This window comes from Salinivibrio sp. MA607, assembly GCF_001996245.1.
Classification (GTDB): Bacteria; Pseudomonadota; Gammaproteobacteria; order Enterobacterales; family Vibrionaceae; genus Salinivibrio; species Salinivibrio costicola.
The window spans coordinates 152,328-173,512 of the sequence record NZ_MUFJ01000001.1 but is presented as its reverse complement, the minus strand read 5'-3'; the positions used below and the strand labels follow the sequence as shown (position 1 = coordinate 173,512).

At 51.4% G+C, this 21,185-nt stretch carries 23 protein-coding genes; 15 read left to right on the top strand and 8 right to left on the bottom strand.

The features are described from left to right. Nucleotides 1-74: 74 nt before the first annotated feature. Both BZG81_RS00895 and rpmE read right to left on the bottom strand, forming a co-directional pair. Complete coding sequence (locus BZG81_RS00895) at nt 75-1,319, bottom strand: malic enzyme-like NAD(P)-binding protein (protein WP_077461535.1); 1,245 nt, start codon at nt 1,317-1,319, stop codon at nt 75-77. A 255-nt stretch (nt 1,320-1,574) separates the two neighbouring features. After that, nucleotides 1,575-1,790, bottom strand: a complete 216-nt coding sequence (gene rpmE / locus BZG81_RS00890) for a 50S ribosomal protein L31 (RefSeq protein ID WP_077461534.1) — start codon at nt 1,788-1,790, stop codon at nt 1,575-1,577. A gap of 220 nt (nt 1,791-2,010) precedes the next feature. On the opposite strand from rpmE, the gene priA reads away from it, so the two are divergent. The 7 genes from priA (at nt 2,011) to rraA (ending at nt 9,704) form a co-directional block, all read left to right on the top strand. Next, nucleotides 2,011-4,209: a primosomal protein N' gene (gene priA, locus BZG81_RS00885; protein WP_108743450.1), complete on the top strand. Its 2,199-nt coding sequence runs from the start codon at nt 2,011-2,013 to the stop codon at nt 4,207-4,209. Nucleotides 4,210-4,360: 151 nt separating this feature from the next. After that, nucleotides 4,361-5,389 (top strand): DNA-binding transcriptional regulator CytR, encoded by a 1,029-nt coding sequence (gene cytR, locus BZG81_RS00880; RefSeq protein WP_274533568.1) that lies wholly within the window; start codon nt 4,361-4,363, stop codon nt 5,387-5,389. Between the two features lie 71 nt (nt 5,390-5,460). Further along, entirely contained in the window at nt 5,461-6,018 is a 558-nt protein-coding gene (locus tag BZG81_RS00875) for an SPOR domain-containing protein (protein WP_077461532.1), read from the top strand. 106 nt (nt 6,019-6,124) lie between these two features. After that, nucleotides 6,125-6,661, top strand: a complete 537-nt coding sequence (gene hslV / locus BZG81_RS00870) for an ATP-dependent protease subunit HslV (protein WP_077577212.1) — start codon at nt 6,125-6,127, stop codon at nt 6,659-6,661. Nucleotides 6,662-6,663: 2 nt separating this feature from the next. After that, nucleotides 6,664-7,995: an HslU--HslV peptidase ATPase subunit gene (gene hslU, locus BZG81_RS00865; protein WP_025744240.1), complete on the top strand. Its 1,332-nt coding sequence runs from the start codon at nt 6,664-6,666 to the stop codon at nt 7,993-7,995. Between the two features lie 162 nt (nt 7,996-8,157). Then, complete coding sequence (locus BZG81_RS00860) at nt 8,158-9,063, top strand: 1,4-dihydroxy-2-naphthoate polyprenyltransferase (RefSeq protein ID WP_077461530.1); 906 nt, start codon at nt 8,158-8,160, stop codon at nt 9,061-9,063. Nucleotides 9,064-9,182: 119 nt separating this feature from the next. Continuing rightward, the gene (rraA, locus tag BZG81_RS00855) at nt 9,183-9,704 is read left to right on the top strand and encodes a ribonuclease E activity regulator RraA (protein WP_077676545.1); all 522 of its coding nucleotides are present in this window, start codon (nt 9,183-9,185) and stop codon (nt 9,702-9,704) included. 50 nt (nt 9,705-9,754) lie between these two features. Here rraA and zapB read toward each other — a convergent pair whose 3' ends face one another. Continuing rightward, the gene (gene zapB / locus BZG81_RS00850) at nt 9,755-9,997 is read right to left on the bottom strand and encodes a cell division protein ZapB (RefSeq protein WP_025744238.1); all 243 of its coding nucleotides are present in this window, start codon (nt 9,995-9,997) and stop codon (nt 9,755-9,757) included. A 288-nt stretch (nt 9,998-10,285) separates the two neighbouring features. Between zapB and glpX the strand changes: the two genes are divergently transcribed. The 4 genes from glpX to BZG81_RS00830 all read left to right on the top strand — a co-directional run bounded on the left by glpX (nt 10,286) and on the right by BZG81_RS00830 (nt 13,386). Beyond that, nucleotides 10,286-11,293, top strand: coding sequence for a class II fructose-bisphosphatase (gene glpX / locus BZG81_RS00845; RefSeq protein ID WP_077676544.1), 1,008 nt, complete (start codon nt 10,286-10,288; stop codon nt 11,291-11,293). 134 nt (nt 11,294-11,427) lie between these two features. Then, complete coding sequence (locus BZG81_RS00840; protein WP_077461527.1) at nt 11,428-12,048, top strand: helix-turn-helix transcriptional regulator; 621 nt, start codon at nt 11,428-11,430, stop codon at nt 12,046-12,048. Between the two features lie 9 nt (nt 12,049-12,057). Further along, the gene (locus BZG81_RS00835) at nt 12,058-12,801 is read left to right on the top strand and encodes a ferredoxin--NADP reductase (RefSeq protein ID WP_025744235.1); all 744 of its coding nucleotides are present in this window, start codon (nt 12,058-12,060) and stop codon (nt 12,799-12,801) included. A gap of 237 nt (nt 12,802-13,038) precedes the next feature. Continuing rightward, complete coding sequence (locus BZG81_RS00830; protein WP_077577210.1) at nt 13,039-13,386, top strand: DUF3135 domain-containing protein; 348 nt, start codon at nt 13,039-13,041, stop codon at nt 13,384-13,386. Nucleotides 13,387-13,400: 14 nt separating this feature from the next. Here BZG81_RS00830 and BZG81_RS00825 read toward each other — a convergent pair whose 3' ends face one another. Next, entirely contained in the window at nt 13,401-13,817 is a 417-nt protein-coding gene (locus BZG81_RS00825) for a 5-carboxymethyl-2-hydroxymuconate Delta-isomerase (protein WP_241827339.1), read from the bottom strand. Between the two features lie 208 nt (nt 13,818-14,025). On the opposite strand from BZG81_RS00825, the gene tpiA reads away from it, so the two are divergent. Further along, a complete protein-coding gene (tpiA, locus tag BZG81_RS00820) occupies nt 14,026-14,793 on the top strand; it encodes a triose-phosphate isomerase (RefSeq protein ID WP_077461526.1) in 768 nt (255 codons plus the stop codon). A gap of 93 nt (nt 14,794-14,886) precedes the next feature. Here the strand turns inward: tpiA and trmL are convergent, their stop codons facing one another. The 3 genes from trmL to BZG81_RS00805 form a co-directional block, all read right to left on the bottom strand. Beyond that, nucleotides 14,887-15,348 (bottom strand): tRNA (uridine(34)/cytosine(34)/5-carboxymethylaminomethyluridine(34)-2'-O)-methyltransferase TrmL, encoded by a 462-nt coding sequence (gene trmL, locus BZG81_RS00815; protein ID WP_077676543.1) that lies wholly within the window; start codon nt 15,346-15,348, stop codon nt 14,887-14,889. A 62-nt stretch (nt 15,349-15,410) separates the two neighbouring features. Further along, complete coding sequence (locus BZG81_RS00810) at nt 15,411-16,805, bottom strand: ATP-binding protein (RefSeq protein WP_077676542.1); 1,395 nt, start codon at nt 16,803-16,805, stop codon at nt 15,411-15,413. Continuing rightward, nucleotides 16,793-17,488, bottom strand: coding sequence for a response regulator (locus BZG81_RS00805; RefSeq protein WP_025744230.1), 696 nt, complete (start codon nt 17,486-17,488; stop codon nt 16,793-16,795). The genes BZG81_RS00810 and BZG81_RS00805 overlap by 13 nt, the downstream gene beginning before the upstream one ends. A 161-nt stretch (nt 17,489-17,649) precedes the next feature. On the opposite strand from BZG81_RS00805, the gene BZG81_RS00800 reads away from it, so the two are divergent. From BZG81_RS00800 to pfkA, 3 genes are all read left to right on the top strand, one after another. Continuing rightward, complete coding sequence (locus BZG81_RS00800; protein ID WP_077676541.1) at nt 17,650-18,114, top strand: Spy/CpxP family protein refolding chaperone; 465 nt, start codon at nt 17,650-17,652, stop codon at nt 18,112-18,114. Between the two features lie 75 nt (nt 18,115-18,189). After that, nucleotides 18,190-19,131, top strand: coding sequence for a CDF family cation-efflux transporter FieF (fieF, locus tag BZG81_RS00795; protein WP_025744228.1), 942 nt, complete (start codon nt 18,190-18,192; stop codon nt 19,129-19,131). Nucleotides 19,132-19,285: 154 nt separating this feature from the next. Further along, nucleotides 19,286-20,248, top strand: a complete 963-nt coding sequence (gene pfkA / locus BZG81_RS00790; RefSeq protein WP_025744227.1) for a 6-phosphofructokinase — start codon at nt 19,286-19,288, stop codon at nt 20,246-20,248. A gap of 90 nt (nt 20,249-20,338) precedes the next feature. Here pfkA and cysE read toward each other — a convergent pair whose 3' ends face one another. Beyond that, nucleotides 20,339-21,172, bottom strand: a complete 834-nt coding sequence (gene cysE / locus BZG81_RS00785) for a serine O-acetyltransferase (RefSeq protein WP_236719494.1) — start codon at nt 21,170-21,172, stop codon at nt 20,339-20,341. Nucleotides 21,173-21,185: the final 13 nt, after the last annotated feature.

Genomic DNA, 21,185 nt, shown 5'->3' with positions numbered 1-21,185 from the left:
CCGCCATCGGCGGTTTTTTTATGGTAAGACACTGTTTTCTAATTACAACATGTTTTCTTTACAGCATGTTTTCTTTACAACATATAGTTGTCTGGCATCTCAATACGGGCTACGCCGGTTTCGACGGCCGCAAGCGCCACGGCACGTGCTACCTTGGGCAGTAAACGGGCATCCATCGGCTTGGGAATGATGTAATCCGGGCCAAAACTGAGTGAAGACAAGCCCGCGGCATCTAAGACCGATTGTGGTACAGGCTCTTTCGCCAAACCACGAATCGCTTCAACGGCGGCCAACTTCATCGCATCATTAATCTCACTGGCACGCACATCTAATGCTCCCCGGAAAATAAACGGGAAACACAAGACGTTATTCACCTGATTCGGGTAATCCGAACGCCCCGTTCCAATGATCAGATCATCCCGGACTTGGTGCGCAACCTCTGGGTTAATTTCAGGATCTGGGTTTGAGCAGGCAAACACGACAGGCTTATCCGCCATCAGTTTTAATGCCTCAGGCGAGAGCAAATCCGGGCCTGATACGCCAACAAAGAGATCCGCACCTTCAATCACATCTTCGAGGGTACGCTTATCCGTGTTATTGGCAAACAGCTGCTTATACTTGTTAATGTCATCACGACGGGTGTGAATCACCCCTTTGCGATCCAGCATGTAAATCTTTTCGCGCTGGGCGCCACATTTAATCAATAGCTCCATACAGGCCACCGCAGCGGCACCCGCACCGAGACACACGATGGTGGCTTCACCAATATCTTTGCCTTGCAACTCGAGCGCGTTAAGCATCCCCGCAGCAGTGACAATCGCGGTACCATGTTGATCATCATGGAAGACAGGCACTTCACAGCGTTCAATCAGCTGCTTTTCGATCTCAAAACAATCTGGGGCTTTGATATCTTCAAGGTTGATACCGCCAAAGGTGTCAGCAATATTGGCTACGGTATCAACAAACTCATCGATGGTGCGGTGTTTAACTTCAATGTCGATCGAGTCCAAGCCGGCAAAACGCTTGAACAATAACGCTTTGCCTTCCATGACAGGCTTTGACGCCATCGGCCCTAAATTCCCTAACCCCAAAATCGCGGTGCCGTTTGAGATCACCGCAACCATATTGCCTTTACCGGTATAGCGATATACGGCATCCGCATCTTGGGCTATTTCACGCACAGGTTCAGCAACGCCTGGGCTGTAGGCGAGAGCAAGATCCGCCGCTGAATCAGCAGGCTTACTGAGTTCGACAGAGATTTTTCCGGGTGTAGGGTATGCATGATAATCCAGCGCTTGCTGGCGTTTATCGTCCGACATGTCGTTTTCCTAGTTATTATCGTGAAGGGGTAACCAATACCGGCAGGGAAGGATGACCGATATTAGCCAGACACTCTACAAACCACACAGGAAAGGTTTGTATAAGGGTAAAGATGGTAACGCAGCGGGGAAACGTCCACCAGTACTAACGCCGTATTCGCGATGATGCTCGGACCTGTTGTCCGAATACTAGGACGATACAATCAAAAAAAGGGACGCTGATGCGTCCCTTCTCTATATTCGGTCAATAGCTGCTTATTTTTTGCTGCTAAGGGCACCGAAACGTTTCTTAAAGCGATCAACACGGCCACCAGCATCAAGGATACGCTGCTTACCGGTGTAGAATGGGTGACATTTGTCACACACGTCTAGGTTGATGTTTTTACCTAGGGTTGTGCTGAACGCAAATTCGTTACCGCAAGAGCATTTTGCTGTGACGGCTTTGTACTCTGGATGGATACCAGCTTTCATAGGGATAACCTCATTTTAAAGGCCGTGTCGCTCTCCCGATCCTAAGCCGGGCACCACACGTCGTTAACAAATATTTTCTAAGGCGCGCAATTCTAATCAAGCCCCCTCGGTTTCGCAACTTTTTTGTGCAATCACCACGCCGCGTCACCGTACAACAAGGCTTTGCCAACCGAAGGCGAACCGTTACACTGAGCCCCCTTCTGGTCAATAAGATGTTGTGATGGAACAGTTTGCTCAGGTGGCCCTACCGGTCCCGTTAGCGAAAACTTTTGATTACCGAATCGGTGAGAATCAACACCCCATCATCGGTGGGCGGGTAAAAGTGCCCTTTGGCCGCCAGCACAAGGTTGGCATTGTCACCGGCTTATCCGCAACCGCCAGTGTGGACGCGAGCCAACTCAAGGTGCTCGATGCCGTATTGGATACCCAACCGGTTTGGACGCCCGGCGTCTATCATTTACTCCACTGGGCAAGCCGCTTTTATCATCATCCGCTAGGGGATGCGATGGGCGCTGTGATGCCAACCCTGCTTCGAAAAGGACGCCCTGCGGCATTACAACAGCAAAAATGGTGGCAAATTACCGAGTCAGGACAAAACCAACCCCTCTCGGGCCTGAGCCGTGCCCCTAAACAAGCTCGGGTATTGCAGTTGCTCACACACGGCCCTGCCACCCATGCCGACTTGATCGAACAAGACATCGGCGCACCAGTGCTAAAAACCCTGGCCGAAAAAGGTTGGATAGCCCCCTACACACCACCGCTAAACGCTCAAGCCTGGCAACCGCATTTTGCCGTCACCGAAGACAAACCGGCACTCAACCATGAACAGGCGATGGCGGTTGCCACCATCAATGCCAATGACGGCTTTGCTTGTGCTTTACTCGAGGGGATCACCGGTTCAGGGAAGACAGAGGTCTACCTAAACGTGCTCGAACCTGTGCTTGCTCGCGGTGAACAAGCCTTAATTTTGGTACCAGAAATCGGCCTCACCCCACAAACCATTCGCCGGTTTGAGCGCCGCTTTCATGTCCCGGTAACCGTGATGCATTCAGGCTTAAATGATAACGATCGACTAAAAGCCTGGTTGGCCGCGCGCGAGAATCAAGCAGCAATCGTCATTGGTACACGGTCTGCCCTGTTCACGCCGATGGCTAATTTAGGCATTATCATTATTGACGAAGAGCATGACCCCTCGTATAAACAGCAAGATAGCTTTCGTTATCATGCCCGAGACTTAGCGGTTATGCGTGGTCATGAAGAAAAAGTGCCGGTGATACTCGGTTCTGCCACCCCCTCTTTGGAAAGCTTGCATAACGCAAAAACCGGTAAATATCAGTACCTCAAGCTGACTCAGCGTCCAGGTAATGCGGTGACCGCACGTCAGGGAATACTCGATATTAAGGGCCATTACCTCGACGCTGGATTATCCGCGCCGTTGATCGCCGAAATGCGCCAGCACCTACAACAAGGCAATCAGGTCATGTTGTTTTTAAATCGCCGTGGCTATGCGCCCGCCATGATGTGCCACGAGTGTGGCTGGCTCGCGAATTGTCAACGTTGTGATGCTTACTACACCCTTCACCAGCAACAGCAAGAATTGCGTTGTCATCATTGTGGCCACCAAAAACCCGTTCCGCACCAGTGTCACGATTGTGGCTCCACCCAGTTAATCAGTGTCGGCGTGGGCACCGAGCAGCTTGAAAGCCAGTTGGGCGAGCTCTTTCCTGAATATAAAACCGTGCGTATTGATCGCGACAATACCCGCCGTAAGGGCAGCTTGGAAACCTACCTTAATGGCATAGAAAAGGGCGAATATCAGATCCTACTGGGCACACAAATGCTCGCTAAGGGCCATCATTTTCCCAATGTCACCCTAGTGGCGTTAGTTGATGTCGACGGTGCCTTGTTTAGTAATGACTTTCGCGCGCCTGAACGGTTGGCGCAACTGATGGTGCAAGTCGCCGGCCGCGCCGGTCGCGCCAGCAAGCCAGGGACGGTGCTATTACAAACGCACCATCCCGAGCACAGCCTGATCCAATCGCTGGTACACAAAGGCTATCAAGCCTTTGCGGAGTCGGCGCTCACTGAACGCCGCCAAGCTTGGCTTCCGCCCTATACGTTCTTAAGTTTATTTCGCGCCGAAGGCCATGAAGAAAACAGTGTGCAGCAGTTTTTACAACAAGTACGTCAAACGCTCGCTGCCTCCCCCATTCAACACGATGAAAGCCATGTCATGGGCCCTATGCCCGCAGCGATGGCCAAACGCGCGGGCCGTTATCGCTGGCAATTATTAATCCAAGCCCCAAGTCGAAAAGTGATGCAGCAGTGGCTAACGGTGGCTCTTCCTGCAGTCCATCAATTACCCCTTTCGCGCAAAGTACGTTGGTCTTTAGATGTCGAGCCGCAAGACCTTTCTTAATACTCCCTTGCCGTAAGTCGACACAAGTCACACTTTCATTGCAATAAGTGTTAGCTTGTCCGTATTTAAATTGGACAAGCATAGGTAAAATAGGGCCGCAATTGGCTAAGAAAACAGGTCAGATGAGCTAATAACTGTTTGATCTCACAATATAGATAACAAGAGGACTGTCATTATGGCGACAATGAAGGACGTTGCCCACATTGCCGGTGTATCCACAGCAACGGTATCGCGCGCGCTGATGAACCCAGAGAAGGTGTCAGCCAGCACGCGTAAAAAAGTTGAACATGCTGTGGTTGAAGCTGGTTATTCCCCTAATTCACTTGCGCGTAACTTGCGTCGCAATGAATCAAAAACCATCGTCGCTATTGTACCGGACATTTGTGATCCCTACTTTAGTGAGATTATTCGCGGCATTGAAGAAGCCGCCATGGAACATGGCTACTTAGTTCTACTGGGTGACAGTGCCCAGCAACACCACCGTGAAAATTCATTCGTCAATCTGGTGTTTACTAAACAAGCGGATGGCATGCTGCTGCTTGGCTCCGACGTCCCTTTTGATGTCAGCAAGCCTGAGCAAAAAAACTTACCGCCACTGGTCATGGCCTGTGAATATGCGCCCGATCTGGAATTACCGACGGTTCATATCGATAACCTTACCGCTGCCTTTGAAGCGGTTAATTATCTCACCCAAGTCGGCCATACTCGGATTGCTAACATTACCGGCGTACCGGAGACAGCATTAACGCAGTTCCGCTCACAAGGGTATCAGCAAGCGTTACATCGAGCGGGGATCACCATCAATCCAGCGTATAGCGTCGTCGGTGACTTTAGTTTTGCCTCCGGAGCGCGTGCCATCACCAACTTGCTCTCACTGCCTGAGCCACCCACTGCGGTATTCTGTCACTGCGATGTCATGGCCGTCGGCGCGATGCAACAAGCGAAACGTTTAGGCATGCGGGTCCCGCAAGATATCTCCATTGTTGGTTTTGATGATATCCAATTCGCCGAGTATTGCGAACCACCACTCACGACCGTTTCGCAGCCTCGCTATGACATTGGCCGCCAAGCCATGTTGATGCTGCTAAACACGTTACAAGGACGAGAAGTGACCCCCGGCTCCCGCCTTTTGGACGCCAAGCTGGTGATCCGTGAGAGTGTCGCCCCTCCGTCTCGGTAGTAAGACTAGTCAGCACGGGCTCAAGCCAGTAATATGAGCCCTTTACTGGCTTCTTAATTTGATTATTTGCTGTGGCAACTCGTGATTACGTTAAACGTGGCAAAGCGCCGCGTAAAAAAAATACTCGCCGCCAACCGACCAAGACGCGGGCTGGATTCCCATTTAAATGGGCGCTGCTTGCTGTCGTCTTAGTGGGTGCGTTTGCTTATGGCCTGTATTGGTTGAGCAAAACCGATGCACCGACACCCCCTTCTCCCCCCGTGTCTCACACGCAACCGGCCACGCAAAGCCAGGTAGAAAGTCTACCGAAAAAGCCCAAAGAAAAATGGAGCTACATCGAAGAGCTGGAAGGCAAGGAAGTAGAAGTGAAAGCAAAAGCGCTGCCACAATCGACCCGTCCTTACCTCATGCAATGCGGTGCTTACCGTAGCCAAGGGCAGGCTAATGAACGTAAAGCGATCATTGCGTTTCAAGGGCTAGAAAGCCAAATCAAGGTAAGCCCTGGTGAGAAAGGCACTTGGTATCGTGTGGTGCTTGGCCCTTACCCGCGCAAGCGCCAAGCAGAGAAAGATCGCAATATGCTGCGTCGCGCCGGTGTCGAACCTTGTGCTATTTGGTATTGGGAATAGCGAACGGGGAAAGTATTGCGCTCTCCCCTTGAAAAGTCAGCGTCAAAACCCAACCATCTAGATTAATCACCCATCTGGTGCACCAGACACAAACAAAGAGGTTCCCGTGACTACAATCGTCTCCGTCCGTCGCGAAGGTAAAGTGGTTATTGCTGGCGATGGTCAAGTATCGCTCGGCAATACCGTCATGAAAGGTAATGCGCGAAAAGTTCGTCGCTTGTATAACGGCCAAGTGCTCGCTGGTTTTGCTGGCGGTACCGCAGATGCCTTTACCTTATTTGAGCGCTTTGAGCGTAAGCTTGAGCTCCACCAAGGGCACCTAACCAAAGCAGCCGTTGAGCTTGCCAAAGAATGGCGAACCGATCGCGCGCTGCGTCGCCTTGAAGCCCTACTGGCTGTCGCGGATGAAACCGCTTCCTTAATCATTACCGGTAATGGTGATGTGGTTGAGCCCGAGCGCGATCTGATTGCTATTGGCTCAGGCGGTAACTATGCGCAAGCCGCCGCCGTTGCCATGTTAGAAAACACCGAGTTAGACGCCCGCGAGATTGCAGAGAAAGCGCTAACCATCGCCGGTGATATATGTGTGTTTACAAACCAACAACACACGGTTGAAGAACTCGAGAGTAATAAACAGGATTAGTGATGTCTGAAATGACTCCACGCGAAATCGTGCACGAACTTGACCGCCATATTATTGGTCAAGACAATGCCAAACGTGCGGTGGCGATCGCACTGCGAAACCGCTGGCGCCGTATGCAACTGCCAGAAGACTTGCGTGCGGAAGTGACCCCGAAAAACATCTTGATGATTGGCCCCACCGGTGTCGGTAAAACCGAAATTGCACGTCGTCTTGCGCGATTAGCTAATGCGCCTTTTATCAAGGTAGAAGCGACCAAATTCACCGAAGTCGGCTATGTGGGTAAAGAAGTCGAGACCATTATTCGTGATCTCGCGGATGTGGCGATGAATCTGACCCAGCAGCAGGCGATGGAAAAAGTCAAATTCCGCGCCGAAGAACAAGCGGAAGATCGTATCCTCGACATCTTACTGCCTCCAGCGCGTGATGCATGGGGCCAAAACGAAGCGACCCAAGAAGATTCGTCAACACGCCAAAGCTTCCGTAAAAAATTACGCGAAGGTAAACTTGACGACAAAGAAGTGGAAGTCGATGTTGCGGCGCCGCAAATGGGCGTAGAAATCATGTCACCACCGGGCATGGAAGAAATGACCAATCAGCTGCAAGGGATGTTCCAAAACCTTGCCGGCAACAGCACTAAAAAGCGTAAGATGAAAATCAAAGACGCAATGAAGGCGCTGACCGAAGAAGAAGCGGCTAAGCTGGTCAATCAAGAAGAAATCAAAGAGCAAGCCATCCACATGGTGGAAAACAATGGCATCGTGTTCGTGGATGAAATCGATAAGATTTGTAAGTCGGGTAACACCAGTGGTGGCGATGTATCACGTGAAGGGGTACAGCGTGATCTCTTACCGTTAGTTGAAGGCAGTACGGTCTCAACCAAGCATGGCATGATCAAAACCGATCATATCCTGTTTATTGCCTCTGGTGCATTTCAGGTCTCACGTCCGTCAGATTTGATCCCGGAACTACAAGGCCGTCTCCCGATCCGCGTCGAGCTAGAAGCATTGTCAACCAATGACTTCAAACGGATTCTTACCGAGCCGAACGCCTCACTGACCCAGCAATACTCGGCACTACTCAAAACCGAGGAGATTGACTTGAGCTTTGAGCCAAGCGGTATTGATGAGCTAGCTTCCGCGGCGTGGCGAGTCAATGAGAAAACCGAAAACATCGGTGCGCGTCGTCTGCATACCTTGATGGAGCGACTGATGGAAGATGTCTCATACGAAGCCAGTGAACGCGCCGGTCAACAGGTTGTGGTTGACGCAGAATACGTCCGTAGCCACCTCGAAGAGCTGGTGGATGACGAAGACTTAAGTCGGTTTATCCTGTAGTCACGACACGTCAACTATCGAACTTAGGGCAGCAAACGCTGCCCTTTTTGCATCAAAACTTGAGCTGGCGCAATAGGAAGCCGGATTTCAGTCGCGAACTCGTTACTCCTTGTGCTGCTTGCGTAATAATAGCGACATCGTTTTTTCGTCTCGAGGATCGCTATGCTGCACCCTACGCTCGCTATTTGGCTTGATGCTGCGCGACCCAAAACGCTGCCTTTGGCCGTGACATCCATTTTATCAGGGAGTGCGGTCGCCGCAGCGCAAGGCAACCTCTCTTGGTCTATCAGTGTTATGGCGCTGATCACCGCTTTATTCTTACAAATCCTCTCGAATCTTGCTAATGACTACGGGGATGCGATAAAAGGCACGGACAACATGACCCGTTTAGGCCCGATGCGTGCCATCCAATCGGGCAAAGTGAGCCTCGCCACCATGCGCCGCGCCCTGACCTTCAATATTGCCCTCACCGTGTTAAGTGGCGGCGGACTGATCGCGATTGCCTGTCAGCAACCCACCGATATTATTAGCTTTTTATTGCTCGGCCTGATGGCCATCGTCGCTTCGATCACCTATACCGTCGGCAATAAACCTTACGGCTATCGAGGCCTCGGTGATTTATCGGTGCTGATGTTTTTTGGTTGGTTAGGCGTCGCCGGGACCTACTATTTGCAAGTTGGACAGATTGACTCGCTAGTGATCTTGCCTGCGACAGCATGCGGATTGCTGGCTGTCGGCGTGCTCAACATCAACAACTTACGAGACATTGATAATGATCGTGCTTGTGGCAAACACACCCTGGTCGTGCGCTTGGGTCCCGAGCGAGGCCGCCAGTACCATGTCATCCTACTTGCCGGTGCGATTGTTTGTTACTCATTATTTGCCGCGTTGACCTTACAAGCTTGGCTGGGATGGTTGTTCTTGGCGAGTGTGCCCTTATTGGTTCGCCACGGACGCGAAGTGTATCAAACGGCGAATGCTAACGCGCTTCGGCCAATGATGGGCAACATGGTGCGCTGCGCCTTAGTGACTAATGGGCTATTTATGACTGGGATGCTGTTAGTCTAATAAAGACACAGATTAGCCGCTTTGTCATTGCAAACCCTTATTGCCCCGTTATACTTGGACTTGCCATGTTGGCAGCGCAAGCTTGCCAGCCTTTTTCTGCCTCAACAAGAAGTTAGACTATGGAATACAATACCTCGGAACTATGCGACATGTACCTCGACCAAGTGGATGTCGTGGAGCCAATGTTTAGCTCTTATGGGGGCCGCAGCTCGTTTGGTGGCCAAATTACCACGGTAAAATGCTTCGAAGATACAGGCTTAATTCGCGAGATGGCCGAGCAAGACGGCGAGCAGCGGATTATGTTGATCGATGGCGGTGGCTCGTTACGTCGCGCATTAATTGATGGCGAGATTGCACAGCTCGCGGCAGATAACGACTGGGCTGGCATGATTGTCTATGGCTGCGTGCGCGACGTGGATACCATCGATGAAATCGACATAGGTATCCAGGCCTTGGCTTCTATTCCAGTGGGCGCTGATGAACAAAGCACCGGTGAAACCGACGTCCCCGTGAACTTTGGCGGCGTCACCTTTTTGCCGGATGACCATGTCTATGCGGACACCACTGGCGTCATCTTATCGCCGGATCCGCTCAGCATCACCGAAGTCGACGAAGAAGACGATGATCTCGACGAGGATTAGTGGCGTCAGTTGACCGATAAAAAACAGAGCCCATCGGCTCTGTTTTTGGTTTATTCAACGCTCTCGATCTTACCGAGTAAGCTGCGGATACGATTCTGCCAAGCTTCTTGCTCTTCTTTTAACTTGGCGTTTTCTTGCGCTAATTGCTCACGGCTTTCTTTTTCAGCCACTGCATCTTGCTCCAGCGACCCGTTCTTTTCTTTGAGCTCTTCGATTTCCATTTGTAGCAGCGAAATCGTATCCACCGCCATTTGTACTTTAGCTTCGAGTTGTTCTAATACTTCCAATGACATCAAGGCCACCTTATTTCTGACGATTGATCCCGTTACTGCTTATCCGGCAGTAACCCGTGCAACAGGTGTGCACCCCGACTTTATTGTACTCAGGTGGTGTCAGACTGCCACTATTCTCACTACCTATGCATAGACAAGTGCGCAAAAATGCAGCGACTTCGCCAACTATCGCACTGCGAAGATAAAAATCACCGCCGCACTCGTTACGCAAACGTTTTCTATTTCTGGTAAACTGCGCGCAAATTAGGCTAACGCCTGTCTTAATGTGGCTGACATTCCGGAGTACTCATGAAACGTGATCTCGCATTGGCTTTTTCTCGCGTCACCGAAGGCGCCGCTCTCGCGGGTTATAAGTGGTTGGGAAGAGGGGACAAAAACGCAGCCGATGGCGCAGCGGTTGAGGTAATGCGTACCTTGCTAAACCTGACCGAGATTGACGGTGAAGTCGTCATCGGTGAAGGGGAAATCGACGATGCCCCCATGCTATATATTGGCGAGCAAGTCGGCTTGGGCGGTGAAGCGGTTGATATTGCCGTTGATCCGATTGAAGGCACACGCATGACAGCAATGGGTCAGGCCAATGCCTTGGCAGTGCTGGCCGCTGGAGAAAAGGGCAGCTTTTTAAAAGCGCCAGATATGTACATGGAAAAATTAGTGGTGGGGCCTGGCGCCAAAGGTGTGATTGACCTCAATAAGCCCCTGCTTGAAAACCTCAAGAATGTCGCCATTGCGCTCGGAAAAACCCTCGACACCCTCGTCGTCGCCACCTTAGCAAAACCTCGTCATGATGCCATTATTGCCAGTATGCAAGCGCAAGGGATCCGAGTATTCGCCTTTCCAGATGGTGATGTAGCTGCTTCTATTCTAACCTGCATGCCAGAAAGTGAAGTGGATGTCATGGTTGGGATCGGCGGGGCGCCAGAGGGGGTCGTCTCTGCGGCCGTGATCCGTGCACTAGGCGGGGACATGCAAGGCCGTTTGCTCCCTCGACACGATGTGAAAGGTGACACCCCAGAAAACCGTGTTTACGGAGAGCAAGAGCTGGCCCGGTGTCAACAAATGGGGATTCAAGCCCACCAAGTCCTCACGCTGTCACAGATGGCCAGTAGCGATAATGTTGTCTTCGCCGCAACCGGCATCACCAAAGGCGACCTACTTGATGGGATCAGCCGACAGGGCGATCTGGCCACGACAGAAACCCTGGTGGTACGTGGTCAATGTCGGACCATTCGCCGTATTCGCTCGACCCACTATTTAAGCCGTAAAGATGAAGCGATCAAACCGCACATCTTATAATCTTCACATTGATGAATGCCGCCTCTGACTGGTCAAATACATTGATTTCGATTACCCTTTTATAAATACTTTACTTTATTTAATTGTGAGTATGCGTTCGCACATTTGCAATTGGGGTAATCGAGGTCCGGACGATGAAATCCACTGACCGCATTTTAGACACCATAAAGCGCGAAGGCCGTGTCAGTGCAAAAGTCTTAGCGGATAACCTGAATATGACCACCATGGGCGTGCGTCAGCATTTACAAAGCCTTGAGCGTGATGGCTTGGTGGATTTTGAAGATATCCGCGCCAAAGTTGGCCGGCCCACTCGCCACTGGTCTTTAACCGCCACCGGACACCGACGGTTTGCGGATAGTCATCATGATTTATCCGTCACCTTGATCGATTCGGTGCAAGAGGTTTTTGGCGACCAAGGGGTCGCAAAAGTGATCGCCCAACGTGAAGCTGCCACCTTCGCCCAATACCAAGATGCGCTCAAAGATTGCGATAATTTAGAGGCTAAATTGCAAACCTTGGCGTATCTTAGAGAGAGCGAGGGGTATATGGCTGAGCTCCATCGAGACGGCGCTGACTATATGTTGATTGAACATCACTGCCCTATCTGTCAAGCAGCGAAAACCTGTCCTGCGCTATGTCGCTCAGAAATCCAGTTATTTCGACACTTACTGGGCGACCGCTATCGGGTGGAACGTGAAGAACACATTGTTTCAGGACAGCATCGCTGCACTTATCGCATTGGAGATAAAACGTGAGGAGTTAATATGGCCACTTGGATCAAGGCTGATGTCGTGGAGAACCAACATTGGACGAAGGATCTCTTCAGCCTGGTGTTATCCGCCCCTGTCGCGCCCTTTACGGCAGGCCAATTCACAAAGCTAGGGATGGAGATCGATGGCAAACTGATCCAGCGCGCCTATTCGTTTGTGAATCCTCCACAAAGTAAATACTTAGAAGTGTATGCGACACGTGTGGCTGACGGCCTGATGTCACCACGCCTTCACGCGCTCGAACCGGGTGATAACGTGATGATTACCCAAGATCCAGCCGGCTACTTTACCCTAGATGAAGTACCACAAGGTCAACACCTTTGGATGTTTGCCACGGGAACAGCCATCGGCCCTTATATTTCGCTGATGGAGCAAGGCGATGTCTGGTCGCGTTTTCGCAAAATTATCTTGGTCCATGCGGTACGTTTTGCTGCCGATTTAACCTATCAAGCACGCATTAACGCACTGGCAGAAAAATACCCTGACCAACTGGTGGTTCAGCCTTTTGTTAGTCGCGAGCCTATAGCTGGCGCCTTATCAGGTCGGGTAACACACGCGCTCGAAGACGGATTGCTCGAACGCGTGGTTGGTCTACCTCTGACCTCCGAGCACAGCCAGGTGATGTTATGTGGCAACCCAGCCATGGTAAAAGAAGTGAAAACACTGCTGGAAGGAAAAGGCCTCAGTAAAAACTTACGCCGCAAGCCCGGGAATGTGACCACTGAGCATTACTGGTAATTCCTCCCCCTGCTTTGCTGATACGCATACGGTAAAGCGGGGCATTTTTATCCACAAAAATAATCCCAGAAAAACGACGTTGATTCAATTGATTACTCAACACGTCGTCCATCTCTCTATCCACGGCGCTAGCTTAGCCAGACAGCGCAAGTTTGATCCCTGGCAAACCCCGACTCATAGTTACTTTAACGCTTTGGTAACATGGCCACGCGGCCGACGACGCGTAAGGAGTATGCGATGAAGACCCTTCCTTCTTTTGATGAGTTAGCGGCGTTGGCCCAGACCGACCCTCGTGCATTAGAAACATTACGGCTTAAGATGAGCGAAGAGGTGATCGCCAATGCGTCCCACGCCACTCAGCCACAGCTCCATGCCATGTTAAGCCATATTAATCGCATGATTGATCATGGTAAAAATCCATTACACGTCAACATGATGCTCTTCCAAGCACTGACTCGTCAGTATTCGCGCTTTTCGACTGCGTTTACCAACCCAGACGCCTTGCGCAGCCACCAAGCGGACATCATGGAATTTAAAGTGGGACAAACAGCCAACGCCCCCACATCGCCAACGCAATCGAGATAAACCGATTGAGCCACTCATAGTGCATGATTGGGCCCGACCCACTTGCGATAACTGGTGGTATCCATGTCACGGACTTCCACCGTTAGGCTGGTGACATGGCCTGCATGCTCACGCAGCGGCCCGGTTAATGCGTCACTGATTTGCTGTTTTTGTTGATCACTGCGTCCAGCCAGTAAGCGAAACTCGACATGCACAAACTCACCGCGATCGGCTTGCGCGCCGACACGCCAAACGGCGCATGGAACAGCGCGAGATTTCAGCGCGTCAGGGTCAAAACAATCGGTCGCGATCGCCGCTTGGTGCAGATCATCCACCAGCTGATCAATGTTCACGCGCTCTGCTAACGCGTCGGTGTATTCCATCACCAAATGAGGCATCGTTTCACTCCGTTGAAAACACAAACCTGCATCATGCCGCAAGATAGTCGCCATCACGAGCACCTCTGTCACACTTTGGCCGCCCCATTGGCGCAATAATGATGAAATTTTACTACTTGAAGGTTCCCTTTTGCGCGCAAAACGGGTAAAAACGAGGACATTCTCGCCATTCTATGATTTTAAACAGAGAAGGCCGCGCTACAATAGACTACCTTCTTTACATCTTTTGACTTCAAATCAACTAAACCGCGGAGGAACTCCTATGCGCCGTCCATTGGTAATGGGTAACTGGAAACTCAATGGCAGCAAAGCCATGGTCACTGAACTGCTTAACGGCCTCAATGCTGAACTCAAAGACGTTGAAGGCGTTGACGTTGCCGTCGCACCACCGGTGATGTATCTGGCACAAGCCGAACAACTGCTGGCTGATAGCGCCATTAAGTTAGGTGCGCAAAACGTTGATACCAACAATAGCGGTGCATTCACCGGTGATATCTCTGCCGACATGCTGAAAGATTTTGGTGCAACCCATATTATTATCGGCCACTCAGAGCGTCGTGAATATCACCAAGAATCTGACGAGTTTGTGGCGAAAAAATTCGCTTTCTTGAAAGAAAATGGCCTCACGCCAGTACTTTGTATCGGTGAGTCTGACGCACAAAACGAAGCGGGCGAAACCCTGGCGGTGTGTTCTCGCCAGCTTGACGCTGTGATCCAATCTCAAGGCGTTGAAGCGCTAAACGGTGCGATCATTGCTTATGAGCCAATCTGGGCAATCGGCACCGGTAAAGCGGCAACCGCTCAGCAAGCGCAAGACATTCATGCTGCCATCCGTAAGCACATTGCGTCTTACAGCGAAGACGTCGCAAGCAAAGTGGTCATCCAGTACGGCGGTTCGGTCAAAGCTGGAAATGCCGCAGAGCTGTTCGCGATGCCGGATATCGACGGCGCCTTGGTTGGCGGTGCCGCGCTTGACGCTGCAGGCTTTGCTGCAATCGCGAAAGCCGCCGGTGAAGCGAAAAAAGCGTAATTCGTTGTGCGGTTAAATAGCCAATAGCAACGCGCTCGCGAATAAAAACGCCCCCTATTGGTAGGGGGCGTTTTTTGTCTGTCAGTCTGTTCGCTATGCGCCTTCAAAACCTAACTGACGCCAGGCTTCGTAGCCAATAATTGCCACTGCATTGGATAAGTTGAGGCTGCGTGCATCTGGCTGCATCGGGATACGCAAACGCTGCGTGTCCGGCAGTGCCTGAATAAGATCCTGCGGTAGCCCCCGTGTTTCAGGGCCAAACAACAGCACGTCGCCAGGCGCAAATGTTGCCTGAGTATGATATTGCGTCGCTTTGGTTGTACAAGCAAAGATCCGACGTCCCGCCATGGCATCAAAGAAGGCGGCATAATTCGCATGTCGCGTCACCCGCGCCAAGTCATGATAATCCAACCCCGCACGGCGTACCTTCTTCTCTTCCAAATCGAAGCCTAACGGCTCAATCAAGTGCAAGTTAGCGCCACAGTTAGCACATAATCGAATAATATTGCCCGTATTAGGCGCAATTTCTGGCTCATAAAGCGCAATGTCAAACATGGTCAGTTACCACAGTGAGAAATAAGCCGTTATTGTCGCAACCGCGGGAAACCAGCGCAATATTAATGCACCGGCCAGCGAAGTGTGACGACTAACCCGCCTTGCGGTCGATTGTGAGCCAGGACCTGCCCGCCATGCTGTTGTACCGCTTGCGCGGTGATCGCAAGCCCTAGCCCAGAGCCGCCAGATTGCCGCTCTCGGGCGGCAGAGACACGATAAAAAGGCCGAAAGATATCGGTCAACATGCTCTCTGGCACTCCCGGACCATCATCGGCAACCTGAATGACCAGCATGGTATCATCAATGAATGTGGTGATATCGATACCTAGGTGCGCATAACGGATCGCGTTTCTTAGTACGTTTTCCAACGCGCTACAAGCTAGGCGCGAATTAACACTCAATGTGACCGACGGCCATGGCGTTATCGTGATCGATTTGCCTTGTTGATTCGCTTCGAAACTCGCATCGTCCACCACCGACTGCCACAACACATCCGCACTAACTGACGCGCGCTCAAGCTGCCCTTGCGCTTGCAGTTTTGACAACGTAAGCAGCTCCGCAATTAAGGCTTCAAGCTGCCCCGCTTCCCGCTCAATCCTGGCCAAGCTATCACTGTGTCCTAATTCACGCTCCGCCAAGGCGCGTGCCATTTGTAAGCGCGTCAGCGGTGACCGTAACTCATGAGAAATATCCGACACCAGTTGCTGTTGCCCGGTCACCATTTGATTGAGCGCCGTAACCATATGATTAAATCCCTTCCCAGCCTCACTGAATTCTCTCGGGCCGCACTCTAACGCAGGATCCGGCACTAAATCGCCGTTGGCGACACGACGACTTGCCGCCTCAAACCGCCGCGCCGGACCCGTCAGTGTATAAGCCAACCAAAGCAACAGGGGGGTACTGACCAACATAGTGACCAGCAACAAATGCTGCGGCGTTTCCAGTATTTTCAACACGAAAGGAAGACGAGGCTGCCAACGACGGGCATGATAAAGATTGCCTTGCGCGTTATCCGTACTCACAGAAAAAGGACCGGCGAGCATGGCGCGACGCACCAAGCGTTGCATCGGCTGCTCTGTCTCATTGGTTTGAGCCATAAAGCGACGTAACTCGGTCGGTAAATCGTCAATCCGGGCCGATTTAGGGACCCAGTAAAGGGTGTTCGCTGCCCGACTGTGGCGATGACCACGACGCTGATTATGTCTGGCAACGAGCGTGGCTATCGGTATGTCGCGTGTCGTCGCGATGTTCACTAACTGATTTATTTGAGCAGCAATACGTGCTTGCTCCGCGGCCGGCACTGGGTGCAGCGATCGCGGATCGCCACGCTGGGCCCAAATGACCGCCGCTAATACCAGTAATAATGTGAGCCAAAAAATCACGAAAACCCGACCATACAAACTGGAGAAAAAAGGAACACGCGACAGGGTTTGGCGCACGCTGGCTAGTCGACCCATAAATACCCCTTTCCTCGCAGCGTTTTGATTCTTGGTTTAGCATCAGCACGCTCAGGTAACTTTTTGCGCAAATTGGAAATGTGCACATCCACGGCACGGTCAAAGGGCATCAAACGCTTACCTAACACCTGCTCACTCAAGTGGGCTTTACTTACCACTTCACCCGGGTGCGCCAGCAAGCACGCCAACATTTCTGTCTCCATGCCGGTCAGATCGACCGTCTCGCCTTGGCATACTGTTTCCAACCGATGCGGGTAAACGCACACATCGTCATGGGCTAAAACAGGCTCTTGCGCTTGGGTCGGCGGATCGGGGTCCGGTAAGCGAGTGCGTCGTAAAATCGCCCGCATTCTTGCTAGAAGCTCTCGATCACTAAACGGTTTGGCCAGGTAATCATCCGCCCCAAGCTCTAAGCCCATCACGCGGTCTACTTCTTCACCTCGTGCGGTCAACATCAAAATCGCAACATGTGACGTGGCGCGGAGTTGCCGTAACGTTTCCATACCATTTAAGACCGGCATCATGACATCGAGCAAAATAATATCTGGCGGTAACTCACTCGCCATTGCTAAGCCCATTTGTCCATTGTCCGCGCAGCGAACCGAAAACCCTTCCAATGACAGCAACTCACCAAGCAGTGCGGTCAATTCGGTGTCATCGTCAATAATTAGAACCTGCTGCATCGCCCGTGACCCTCTCCTCAATTCAGTAACGCTGAATACAATCTTTTTATCATAGCGACATCGGCACAGGCATGACTTTACCCATCTTTACATCGCATAACGTGACTTTACATCCCAAGGGTTAATCTAAACGTGTACCTACTCAATGATGGAGAGACAGGATGAAACGTTTAACCCTTGGCTTAGCCGCCGCGCTCATTGCGATTCCCACCCTTGCTGCACCGCAGTTCGGTAACGACACCAACCGCGGGATCTGGCAGGATCTTGACTTAACGGAAGCACAACAATCACAACTCGACACCCTTCGCGACACTTACCGCGATCAACGTCTCCAGGCGCGTGACGGATTCCGGCAGCAAATGAGGGCACTGCTAACTCAACCTGAATTTGATGAAGCGGCGGCCACCGAGCTATTCAATGCCATGCCACAACATGGCCGACAAATGCACGGCCAAGGGATCGAGCGCGCTCGCCACATGCATGCCATGATGCAAGTGTTGACGCCAGAGCAACAAGAAATCTTCTTAGATAAGATGCATGACCAACGCCGACACGGCGGTTGGGATAAAGAAAAAGGCAAGCGCGGCCAAGGCCACCATGATCGTCGAGGCAATTGTTCACGATAAATCTGCGTCGTGTCATACGCATCGGGTCAACAGCCTATATACTAAGGGTTGCGTTTCACTACACAGCCCTTTTTTATGAAAAAACAGTATGCTTTCTGGGTCGAGGCCGCCGCGTGGGCAGCCACCGCGGTAGCGACCACCTTACTTCTGGCCAAATTGATTGCATGGTGGCTAACAGGATCGGTCAGTGTGCTGGCCTCATTTGTCGATTCACTGCTCGATCTACTGGCCTCGTTGACCAATTTAATTGTGGTGCGGTACGCCGTTCAACCTGCTGATAGTGAACATAGTTTCGGGCACGGCAAAGCCGAATCCCTCGCCGCACTCGCGCAATCCACCTTTATCGTCGGATCAGCCTCTTTCTTGCTCCTCAGTGGCCTTGAACGTTTGTTCAAGCCAGTGCCGATTGCATCGCCAGAGCTTGGCGTTGCTGTCAGTGCAGGTGCCACCGTGATTACGCTAGGGTTAGTCTTATTCCAAAAATGGGTGATTCGCAAAACGGCCAGCCCAGCCATTGCTGCCGATGCACTTCACTATCAATCCGATTTATTAATGAATATTGCGATCATCGTCGCCTTGGCATTGAGTTGGTACGGCTGGACGCAAGCTGACGCTTGGTTTGCCATCGGCATCAGTGTTTTTATCCTATCTCAAGCTGTCAAAATGGCGTACGAGGCGGTCCAATCACTGCTTGATCGGCAGTTACCGCTTGAAGAGCAAGAGAAAATCGCGGTACTTTCCAGTTCTGTCGTCGGCGTTCATGGTATTCACCAACTGCGTACGCGCCAAGCCGGTATGACAAAATTTATCCAACTACACATAGAGCTTGATGACGAGCTACCCTTAGTGGATGCACATACCCTTGCAGATGCCGTAGAAGATAGGCTGCTGGTCGCCTTTCCCGGTGCGGATGTCATGATTCATCAAGACCCAAAATCGGTGGTGGCAAGGGAAACAGGTGGTGGCAAGGAAAACAAAAGCCTTGATGAGAGGCTGAACAAAAGCTCATCGGGCTGACATGTATCAACTTTTTTTCTACAGTAATTGTAATACTATTACAGAAGTAGGAAAATTACAGTTTAAGCAAGCGTCATTGCGGGTTCACTGGGGCAAGCAGGTTGCCATTTCCGCAATCGGCACGAAATAAGTGACGAACAGTCAGAGGGTAACCATGGTTAGAAAAATTGGTGTTTTGACCAGTGGCGGTGATGCGCCAGGTATGAACGCAGCGATTCGCGGTGTGGTTCGCAGCGCATTGAGCGAAGGATTAGAAGTTTACGGTATTTATGACGGGTTTCTTGGCTTGCATCAAAACCGTATCGAACGCCTAAACCGAACAAGCGTATCTGACGTGATTAACCGCGGCGGAACCTTTTTAGGTTCAGCTCGCTTCCCCGAGTTTGCTGACGAAAAAGTACGTGAGCAAGCCATTCAAAATCTAAAAATGCACGGCATTGATGCGCTGGTGGTTATCGGTGGTGACGGGTCGTTCATGGGCGCGAAAAAACTGACTGAGATGGGCTATCCTTGTATTGGCCTGCCAGGCACCATTGATAACGACGTCGCCGGTACCGATTATACCATTGGCTATATGACCGCGATGAACACAGTGATCGACGCTATCGACCGTTTGCGTGACACCTCCTCGTCGCATCAGCGGATCTCTATTGTCGAAGTCATGGGGCGCCACTGTGGTGACTTGACCTTAATGGCGTCGATCGCTGGCGGCTGTGAATACATCATCACACCGGAAATTGGTCTTGATAAAGACAAGCTGCTTGCCAAAGTGAAAGAAGGCATTTATAAGGGTAAAAAGCACGCGATCATCGCGATTACAGAGCTAATGACCGATGCTAATGAACTGGCGAAGTTCATCGAAACCGAAACTGGCCGCGAAACACGTGCGACCATTTTGGGCCACATTCAGCGTGGCGGTCAGCCAGGCGCATTTGACCGTATCCTTGCTTCGCGCATGGGTGCCTATGCGGTCGACCTGCTGCAAAACGGCGAAGGCGGACGCTGTGTCGGGATTCAAAATGACAAAATGGTTCACCATGACATCATTGATGCCATTGAAAACATGAAGCGCCCATTCCGTGATGATCTTTACGAAGTGGCAGAAAAACTGTTCTAAGCCGCTCGCGATATTGCGCTGATTAGCGCATGGCGATCAAAAAACGGAACCGTGCGGTTCCGTTTTTTTTGTGGATTGGCGTCAAAGCAGTTATATGCCGTCCCCAGAGATAAACGTTTTGTGTGAGCCGTTAAACTCTTGATCCATATCCAGTGAGGGCATATGTGAACTCGGGCGCCCAACGATTTTAGCCGGCACGCCCGCCACCGTGGTGTGCGGCGGTACAGGGTTGAGCACCACAGAGCATGATCCAATTTTCGCGCCCTCGCCAATATCGATATTGCCAAGGATTTTCGCACCGGCGCCGATCATCACACCGGTCCGAATTTTTGGATGGCGATCACCGCCTTCTTTTCCGGTCCCGCCGAGAGTAACATCTTGCAAGATAGAAACATTATCTTCGATCACCGCCGTCTCACCGATCACGATCCCCGTGGCGTGGTCAAACATGATCCCACGTCCGATAGTGGCCGCCGGATGAACATCCACCTGACTGGTCACTGAAATTTGGTTTTGTAGGTACGTCGCTAACTCTTTGCGACCTTGGTGCCACAGCCAATTTGCCACACGGAAGCCTTGCAAGGCATGAAATCCTTTTAGGTACAGTAAGGGCGTGGAGTACAGTTCCACCGCAGGATCCCGCTCTACCGTGGCACAAATATCGCAGGCAGCCGATTCAGCCACCGACGCATCATTGGCATACACTTCTTCAATCACTTCTCGCACCGCCATCGACGGCATCGACGGCGTCGACAATTTATTGGCCAAAATATAGCTCAGGGCACTGGCGAGATTATCGTGCTTGATAATTGTGGCATGGTAAAAGCTGGCCAACATGGGCTCGCGCTCTGAGTGTTCGCGTGCTTCTGTTTTTACCGCTTGCCACACACGGTTCTGTTGGCATTCTTTTTTAGCCTGATTCACTGCCTTCATCCTT